Source organism: Muriicola sp. (assembly GCF_049669965.1).
Classification (GTDB): domain Bacteria; phylum Bacteroidota; class Bacteroidia; order Flavobacteriales; family Flavobacteriaceae; genus Muriicola.
Genome location: NZ_JBATLB010000246.1, coordinates 1 through 9666, shown reverse-complemented (window position 1 = coordinate 9666; position 9666 = coordinate 1). Strand labels below are relative to the sequence as shown.

The window sequence follows — 9666 nt, the reverse complement described above, 5'->3', positions numbered from 1 at the left end:
CCAGGCTTTTAGAGGCTGCCTCCACCGAATCTGACATCATTAGAATAGCAGTTTCTTTTGAGAACGGTATTGGACCAGGATATCTGAAGTTGGCTTCATCAGTATCCGGATTTCTTTCCAGCTCTTTTTTGTAAAAGTAATAGACACGGGTAGTACCATGGTGCGTCCTGATAAAGTCGATCACCCGATCAGGGAGATTATACTTTTGAGCCATTTCTATTCCTTCAATGACATGATTAATAATGATCCGTGCACTGTCCTTCGGATCTATATCATCATGAGGATTTACATTGGTAACCTGATTCTCCGTAAAATAGGTGGGATTATTCATCTTTCCTATGTCATGGTACAAGGCGCCTACCCTTACCAACATGGCATTGGCTCCGATAGCATTTGCAGCTGCCTCCGCCAAATTAGCGACCTGAAGGGAATGATGAAAGGTACCTGGGGCCTTGTTAGAAAGTTCTTTTAAAAGCTTAGAATTTGTATCAGACAATTCTAATAATGAAACATCAGAGACCATCCCAAATATCTTTTCGTAAATGTAGATCAGAGGTTGTGCAAAGAGGGTGATCATTCCGTTTAAAAAGAAGAATCCAAAAGTGAACCATTGTATATTGTCCAGATTTCCTTCGTGGATTATATGAAAAGCAAAATAACCGACAATGTAGATCAGCGTGATCTGGCCAACGGAAATAAACAGATTTGCCCTTTTGTACAATTCCGAAACTGTTAAGATCGTAACGATCCCGGCTATGATCTGTAGGAAGATATATTCAAAACTATTAGGCACCACAAAACCCAGGATAAGAACCGTAAGCACGTGGACAAACAACCCCAGTCTTGCATCAAAGAAGGTCTTTAAAATCAGGGGCAGGATACAGAGGGGGACCACAAATACATAGGCTTCATCGTATTTCACCACCAGGGTGGTAAGAAATACCATCAACAAAATATTAAAGAAGATAAAGGTAACCTTTACATTGTTTCTGTAAATAGAGGGTCTGTACTTCTTAAGAAATAGGAACAACATCATTAAGACCAGAGCTACAAGAATTGTATACCCAAACAGAATAAAATATTGATTGTTTTCCGTCCATAGCTCCGATTGAAACTCGGCTTTTAGAGAATTTAAAATGATCAGATTCTCTGCCTCAACCACTTCTCCTTTGGCAATAATAAGCTTCCCCTCATCTACTGAACCTCTTGTAGTGGCTATTTTGGATAGTTCATCATCTAGTTCCTTTTGGGACAATTCGGCATCATACGTAACATTTGGTTTTACGATATCGAAAAACAATTCCTGATAAAGAGAGTAGTATTGACCGGCCCTACGCGACTTTAAGATGGCCTGAATTACCGAATCTACCTGCCCAATTAAATATACATTCTCTGCAAGAATCCTACGAGCCTCGTTGTTCTTAACCAGGTATAAATATTCAGTGGAATTTGTACTCTGACTACTTTGAAATATCCCATTTTTATAGAGTTCGCCAAGAATATCATCTCCAATGCTCTGAAGTCTGCTTGACTGGTTATTTGAAAAATTCTGGGGGGTAAATACCGTGGTGAATGTTTCCCCATAGGCTTTTAAAACTTCATCGGCCACCGAAGCATCATAGGTATAATAAGGGATTTGCCTTTTCTTGAATGCTTCCTGTTCTTGAGACAATTCCTCCGAGGTCTTCTTGATAGAAAAATCGAATGGAGCATACAGATTCTCATATTGCCAAGGTTTTCCTTTTTGAAATTCGTATTTAAATTTTCCGCCTTTGGGGAAAAAGAAAACAATACATCCAATAGTTACAAAATACAAGATATACTTATAGATCAGCGACTGATGTTTGTATACCTTATCCAGAGAATCTTCCATATAGTTTTACTGCTCATTCAAAAATAGAAAATATAATGGCAAACCCTGTCTTTTCTTTGGTATTGGTTATTCGTTGCACGATATTTTCTTAATTTCGCAACAAAATATTATTGGACCATGAAAGAAGTAGTGATAGTATCGGTGGCCAGAACGCCGATTGGTAGTTTTTTAGGATCATTATCCGGGATTTCAGCTCCAAAATTAGGAGCGATTGCTATCAAAGGTGCCCTTGATAAAATTAAACTTGCTCCTGAAATGGTAGATGAAGTAATCATGGGTAATGTAGTACAAGCGGGAACAGGGCAAGCTCCTGCACGGCAGGCAGCTATCTATGCTGGCATCCCAGATACAGTGCCATGTACTACAGTAAACAAGGTTTGTGCTTCCGGAATGAAAGCTATTATGCAGGCTGCACAATCTATTGCACTTGGAGACACCTCCATCGTTGTTGCCGGCGGCATGGAAAATATGAGTTTAATTCCCCACTATGTTCATATGCGAAATGGTCAAAAATTTGGCCCGGCAACCCTGGAAGACGGAATGCAAAAAGATGGGTTGGTAGATGCGTACGATCACAATGCGATGGGCGTTTGTGCCGATCTCTGCGCTACCGAATATAATTTTAGCAGGGAAGATCAGGATGCCTTTGCGATCCAATCATATGAGCGTGCTGCCAGGGCTTGGAGTGATGGTAAATTTGCTGATGAAGTAGTCCCCGTAGAAATACCACAAAGGCGAGGAGAACCCGTTATAATGTCTGAAGACGAAGAATTTAAAAATGTAAAAATGGACAAGATCCCTTCCTTGCGACCAGCATTCAGCAAGGACGGAACGGTCACTGCAGCCAACGCGTCTACCATAAATGACGGTGCCGCTGCCCTGGTTTTGATGAGCGCCGAAAAAGCCGCCACCTTGCATCTAACCCCATTGGCAACTATTAAAAGTTATGCCGATGCCGCCCAGGAACCAAAATGGTTTACAACCGCACCTGCCAAAGCATTGCCAAAGGCACTGGCCAAAGCAAATCTGGATATTAACTCTATAGACTTCTTTGAATTCAATGAGGCATTTGCAGTGGTTGGCTTGGCCAATATGAAGTTACTGGGACTAAAGGATACGAATGTAAATGTACATGGGGGTGCCGTTGCACTGGGTCATCCTTTAGGTTGTTCCGGGGCGCGAATTGTAATTACCTTACTAAGTGTCCTGCAGCAAAATAAGGGAAAATTAGGTGCTGCTGCCATCTGTAATGGCGGTGGAGGAGCTTCTGCCCTTATCCTTGAACGTAAATAAGGATCCTTGCAAAAGACAAAGTATCACTACGGCCTCTGCGCGCTGAGTATTGTCCCAATTAGGGCAAATACAGACCAGACTAGTGAGCAGCTTAGTCAACTATTATACGGCGATCTTTTTAAGATCACTGAACACCGAAAAGACTGGAATAAAATACGGGTCACCTTTGATGGAACAGAAGGGTGGGTACAGAAAAATCAGGTTAGCCCGCTTTCAAAAGAATCCTATAAAGAGCTTAAAGCTGTAAAAAACCCAGCCCTATCTTCCGATCTTATTGCTTTTGTAAGTCATCACAACAATCAACTTACACCAGTTCTATTGGGATCTTTGGTCCAAAATGCCAGAGCCCTGAAGCACACTTTTGAAGGGGAATTAGTACGTGGGAATCTACCCAAAGATCAATTAGTCCCTACGGCTCTGCAATATTTGAATTCACCGTGTCAATGGGGTGGAAAATCTCCCTTTGGAATAGACTGTTCAGGACTGGTGCAAATGGTGTATAGGCTAAACGGATATAAATTACCGAGGGATGCAAAAGCTCAGGCTAAGGAAGGCGAAGTATTAAGCTTTATTGAAGAAAGTTCCCCCGGAGATCTTGCCTTTTTCGACAACGAAGCGGGAGAAATTGTACACGTAGGAATCATCATGCAGAATAATCACGTGATCCACGCTTATGGATGCGTTCGCATAGACCGGTTGGACCAAACAGGAATTTTCAATGTTGAGGAGGGTTGCTACACACATCACCTGAGAGTGATAAAAAAAATCCTATAAAAAAAACCCGATCCTTAGGGACCGGGCTTAGATTGTAAAGCAGGAGGGTTTTACTCTCCCAGCAGTTTTTTAACTCGCATAAAGTTTTCATTATCCCCTAAGGCACCATAGATGTTCTTCAGTTGAGATAAGATACTCTGATTGTCTGGATTTACTTTTAAAGCATCTTCCAAGAGAAGAGCCCCTTCCCTGAATAATTCATCTTTTTGCTTTTTTAACTCTTCATATCGAGCAATATCAGCTCTGGAACTACCAAGATTATTCATTTCGTCGATCAAACCATTCCCCTCATTGACGTAGGTGGTGGATAGATTTAATTGAGCGTTAACATATCCCGGGTTAATCTCTATGGCCCTTTTGTATGCAGTTCTTGCTTCTTCTATATTTCCTTGCTCCATATTGATCACGCCGATGTTGTACTGCAAATCAGGATTATCTGGAGCCATATCGGAGGCTTGGGCCATTAGGGTTTTGAAAGTGTCCTTATCCCCCATCTTATAGTAAAGATTGGCCTCATTTAATAATAAGTTTACATCATCCGGATTATTAGCCCTCGCATTTTTATATGCCTGAAGTGCTTTATCATCCATCCCCAGCTGTGTATAGATCAGGGCTATATTTTTAACGATCTCAGCATTTTTTGAAGGGGATCTTTCCTGAACAGGATCTTTATAAGTACCAGACTTAACCATAAGATCCATCTGTACTTTATCATTCATCTCCTCTACCTCTCCTGTTTCTACGTTTGTAGCCTTAAAGGATAAGGTACTTCCATCGTAATTAAGATCATTTAATTCTTCATAATACCCCAGTGCTTGTTCATAATGACCTCCATTAACTGCGCTACTGGCGGCATAATACAAATAAATAGTATCTCTTGGACTTAAGTTATAAGCCATGTACAATTTATCTGCGCCTTCCTTAAATTTCTTGTTGTTATTGTCCTCTACAGCTGCATTGATAAGATCGGATGTTAGTCCGATTAACTTTTGATTGCTTTCTACGCTATACTTTTGCTTACCACTTTTTTCTTCTATACTTACAACCTCTTTATAAGCCTTTACTGCCTCATCAAAGGCAGCAACATCTCCTTTTTTGGCAAGGTCGGCATACACATCGCCCCGGATAAAGTGGTATTGTGCCTGTAGACGTTCGTCTGCTCCGCTGATCATTCCGGAAGCAGCCTCTAAACTTGCTTTGGCACTTGCGGGATCTCCATTCTTTAACGCTTTCTCAGCATCCTTAAGCTCATTCTTTTGTGAAAAAGCTACCATGCTAAACGTCATGGCCATTAAAATTAATAGTTTAGTTCTCATTGTCTTATTATTTTTATTAGTGTTTATTAATTATTCTTCGGTTTCCGTTGCAGTATTATCAAGAGCCGTGCCATCATCAGTTTTCACTTCAATATCGCGCAGTTCCACTTCTTCCAGGTTGTCCTCATCCTTCATAACTTTTGCTACAGCAGCTATAGAATCGGTATCCTTTAAATTAATAAGTTTTACTCCCTGGGTTGCTCTTCCCATGGTTCTGAGATCATCAACACTCATGCGAATTGCGATCCCTGATTTGTTAATGATCATCAGGTCATCAGAATCGCACACATTTTTTATAGCTACCAGGCCACCGGTTTTTTCAGTAATAGAAATGGTTTTAACACCTTTTCCACCGCGGTTGGTGATCCTGTAGTCTTCAATGCTGGAACGCTTCCCGTACCCATGCTCTGAAACTACGAGAATCTCATCGTCAAAGTTGTGTACAGAGATCATCCCGATTACTTCATCTTTATCATTTGCCAGGGTAATTCCCCGCACCCCAGAGGCACTTCTGCCCATAGGTCTGGTCTTGCTCTCTTCAAACCGGATCGCTTTTCCAGATTTTAAACCCAGAAATATCTGACTTGTACCTGTGGTGAGTTTTGCTTCCAGTAGTTCATCATCCTCCCGGACATTTATGGCGATAATTCCATTTTGTCTCGGTCTTGAATACTGCTCCAGAGAGGTCTTTTTGACCGTACCCTTTTTGGTAGCCATGATCACATAATGACTATTCACATAATCCTCATCTTTAAGATCCTGGGTACATATGAAGGCTTTTACCTTATCCTCAGATTCTATATTGATCAGATTTTGAATTGCTCTACCCTTAGAAGTTCTGCTTCCTTCTGGGATTTCGTATACCCGCATCCAAAAACACTTCCCACTTTGCGTAAAGAACAGCATATACTGATGGTTAGTACCTACAAAGAGATGTTCGAGGAAATCTTCATTTCTGGTAGAAGAGGCTTTTTGCCCAACACCACCCCTGTTCTGAGTTTTGTATTCAGACAAAGGAGTTCTTTTAATATAGCCTGCATGAGAAATAGTGATGACCACCTGCTCATCGGGGATCATATCTTCAATACTCAGATCACCTCCTGCAAAATTGATCTCAGATCTTCTTTCATCTCCGTACTTCTCCTTTATCTCAAGCAGTTCGTCTTTAATGATCTGCATTCTCCTGTCTTTGTTGGCAAGAATGTCTTTTAAGTCCTCAATAGTTTTAAGGATATCTTCGTATTCTGATCTTAATTTATCTTGTTCAAGGCCGGTTAATTGTCTTAGCCTCATTTCCACGATGGCCTTTGCCTGAATTTCCGTCAGTTTAAAACGCTCCATCAAATTCTCCCTCGCTTCATCTGCATTGGAAGAAGCCCTTATAATTTTAATGACCTCATCAATATTATCGGACGCAATAATAAGCCCTTCCAGGATATGAGCGCGATCTTCGGCTTTCCGCAGGTCGTAGGTGGTTCTCCTCACAACTACTTCGTGGCGATGTTCAACAAAATAGCCAATGATCTCCTTTACATTGAGTAATTGAGGCCTTCCTTTTACTAGGGCAATATTATTGACACTGAAGGAAGACTGAAGTGCGGTGTACTTATAAAGCGTATTCAGAACTATATTAGGAATAGCATCGCGTTTAAGAATATAAACGATTCTCATCCCGTTCCTGTCACTTTCATCACGGATGTTACTAATACCCTCTATTTTCTTATCATTAACCAGGTCTGCCGTCTTTTTGATCATATCGGCCTTATTCACCTGATAGGGAATTTCGGTTACTATGATACATTCCCTTCCCTGTACCTCTTCAAATGAGGTTTTGGCACGCATGACAATTCGTCCCCTGCCCGTATGGAAGGCCTCTTTGACACCATCATAGCCATAAATGATCCCCCCGGTAGGGAAATCGGGAGCTTTGATGTGGGTAATCAGTTCATCTATCTCAATGTCGTTATTGTCAATATATGCCACCGTGCCATCTACCACCTCGGTAAGATTATGAGGCGGCATGTTAGTCGCCATTCCTACCGCAATTCCGGAAGCACCATTTATTAACAAATTGGGTATTCTGGCCGGCAGTACCGTAGGCTCCTGTAAGGAATCGTCGAAATTTAATTGATGATCCACAGTCTCCTTGTCTATATCTGTCAGCATCTCATCTGCGATCTTTCGCATCCGGGCCTCCGTATAACGCATGGCGGCCGGACTATCCCCATCTATAGAACCAAAATTCCCCTGCCCGTCTACCAACATATAACGCAAGCTCCATTCCTGAGCCATCCGCACCATGGAATCATATACCGAGGTATCTCCGTGTGGGTGGTACTTTCCTAATACTTCCCCAACAATACGGGCCGATTTCTTATGAGCACTGCCAGATCTAACTCCCAATTCATGCATGCCGTAAAGCACTCTTCTATGCACAGGTTTTAAACCATCCCTGACATCGGGTAAGGCTCGTGACACTATGACCGACATTGAATAATCAATGTAGGCAGATTTCATCTCATCGTCAATGTTGATCGGGATTAATTTTTCTCCTTCAGCCATATAAAAATCCTATTCTTTTTGAGTAGTTAAAACAACGGGGCAATATACACAAAATGATAGCTTAGGTAGAATAAAACATGGACTTTATTGAAGAATTTATTAACATGACAAGAGGGTGATTTAGTTGATAATTAGCATGTTAATTTTTTTGTAAATCGAGCATTTTTTCGTCATTTAGGCCATGTTTAGCTAATATAGGTACGGTATTTGACGTTCTTATTGTAAGTTTTAGTAATTTTAAAGTGTTATAAGGAAACTATATGGACGATAATTTTTCACCAAGAGTAAAAGACGTAATTGCTTACAGTAAGGAAGAGGCTTTAAGACTCGGTCACGATTTCATTGGGACTGAGCACCTTATGTTGGGTCTTCTCCGAGATGGAAATGGCAAGGCCATTAGCATTCTCGATGCTTTAGATGTGGACCTTGACCATCTTAGACGTAAGGTGGAGATATTGAGTCCGGCGAATCCCAATCCAGGGAGCACCCAAAAGGATAAAAAGAATCTACATCTGACAAGACAGGCCGAACGAGCCCTGAAAACAACATTTCTGGAGGCAAAACTTTTTCAAAGTTCTTCCATCAATACAGCGCATCTTTTATTGTGCATTCTGCGCAATGAAAATGATCCTACCACCAAGCTGCTTCACAAACTAAAAGTAGATTATGACGGAGTAAAGGAACAGTTTAAATCTATGATCACCAGCGATGATGATTATATTGATTCGCCTACCTCTGAGTCTTTCCCCAGCGATTCTGACGAACCTGCAGAAGGAAAAGAGGCTTCCTATGGTTCAGGATCAGCTCAAAAAGGAAGCAAGAAGTCCAAGACCCCCGTGTTAGACAATTTTGGCCGGGATCTTACGCAAATGGCTGAAGAAAACAAATTAGATCCTGTGGTAGGCCGTGAAAAAGAAATTGAGCGAGTATCGCAGATCTTAAGCAGAAGAAAAAAGAACAACCCGCTTCTCATTGGAGAACCCGGAGTAGGTAAAAGTGCTATTGCAGAAGGCCTGGCCCTGAGGATCATCAATAAAAAAGTATCCCGGATTCTTTATAATAAAAGAGTGGTGACCCTTGATCTTGCTTCTTTAGTGGCAGGCACCAAATACCGTGGCCAATTTGAAGAACGGATGAAGGCGGTGATGAATGAGCTCGAAAAGAATGATGATGTGATCTTATTTATTGATGAGATCCACACCATCGTAGGAGCAGGAGGCGCAACCGGCAGCCTGGATGCCTCTAATATGTTTAAACCTGCATTGGCAAGGGGTGAAATTCAATGTATAGGTGCCACTACCCTGGACGAATACAGGCAGTACATAGAAAAAGACGGAGCCTTGGAACGCCGTTTCCAAAAGGTCATGGTAGAACCTACTACGGTTGAGGAAACCATCGAGATCTTACGGAATATAAAAGGTAAATACGAGGATCACCATAATGTGATCTACACGGACGAGGCCATTTTGGCATGCGTAAAGCTTACCAATAGGTATATGACAGATCGTTTTCTTCCAGACAAGGCTATAGATGCCCTGGATGAATCCGGTTCTCGTGTTCACATTGTGAACATGGACGTCCCTAAACAAATTCTCGAATTAGAGAAACAATTAGATGATGTAAGGGAACTCAAGAATACCGTTGTGAAGAAACAGCGTTATGAGGAAGCCGCCAAATTGAGGGATGACGAAAAACGATTGGAGAAAGACCTTGCTATTGCCCAGGAAAAATGGGAAGAAGACAGCAAACTTCACAGGGAAATCGTATCAGAAGATAATGTGGCCGATGTGGTGTCTATGATGAGTGGTATCCCCGTTAACAAGATCGCACAAACAGAAAGCAATAAAC

The 9666-nt window shown here is 41.5% G+C and carries 6 protein-coding genes; 3 read left to right on the top strand and 3 right to left on the bottom strand.

The annotated features are described in order from the left end of the window. Positions 1-1873 (bottom strand): HD family phosphohydrolase (locus tag WBM49_RS12555; RefSeq protein WP_424372397.1); only part of this gene is annotated, 1873 nt, incomplete at its 3' end. A gap of 117 nt (positions 1874-1990) precedes the next feature. Here WBM49_RS12555 and WBM49_RS12550 point away from each other — a divergent pair. Both WBM49_RS12550 and WBM49_RS12545 read left to right on the top strand, forming a co-directional pair. Continuing rightward, positions 1991-3166, top strand: a complete 1176-nt coding sequence (locus tag WBM49_RS12550) for an acetyl-CoA C-acyltransferase (RefSeq protein ID WP_424372396.1) — start codon at positions 1991-1993, stop codon at positions 3164-3166. Between the two features lie 6 nt (positions 3167-3172). After that, positions 3173-3940, top strand: coding sequence for an NlpC/P60 family protein (locus WBM49_RS12545; RefSeq protein WP_424372395.1), 768 nt, complete (start codon positions 3173-3175; stop codon positions 3938-3940). Between the two features lie 50 nt (positions 3941-3990). Here WBM49_RS12545 and WBM49_RS12540 read toward each other — a convergent pair whose 3' ends face one another. Together WBM49_RS12540 and gyrA are read right to left on the bottom strand one after the other, a co-directional pair. Continuing rightward, positions 3991-5256, bottom strand: a complete 1266-nt coding sequence (locus WBM49_RS12540; RefSeq protein WP_424372394.1) for a tetratricopeptide repeat protein — start codon at positions 5254-5256, stop codon at positions 3991-3993. Between the two features lie 30 nt (positions 5257-5286). Further along, positions 5287-7818, bottom strand: coding sequence for a DNA gyrase subunit A (gyrA, locus tag WBM49_RS12535; protein WP_424372393.1), 2532 nt, complete (start codon positions 7816-7818; stop codon positions 5287-5289). A gap of 260 nt (positions 7819-8078) precedes the next feature. On the opposite strand from gyrA, the gene WBM49_RS12530 reads away from it, so the two are divergent. Beyond that, on the top strand, positions 8079-9666 hold a 1588-nt coding region (locus WBM49_RS12530; RefSeq protein ID WP_424372392.1), incomplete at its 3' end, for a Clp protease N-terminal domain-containing protein.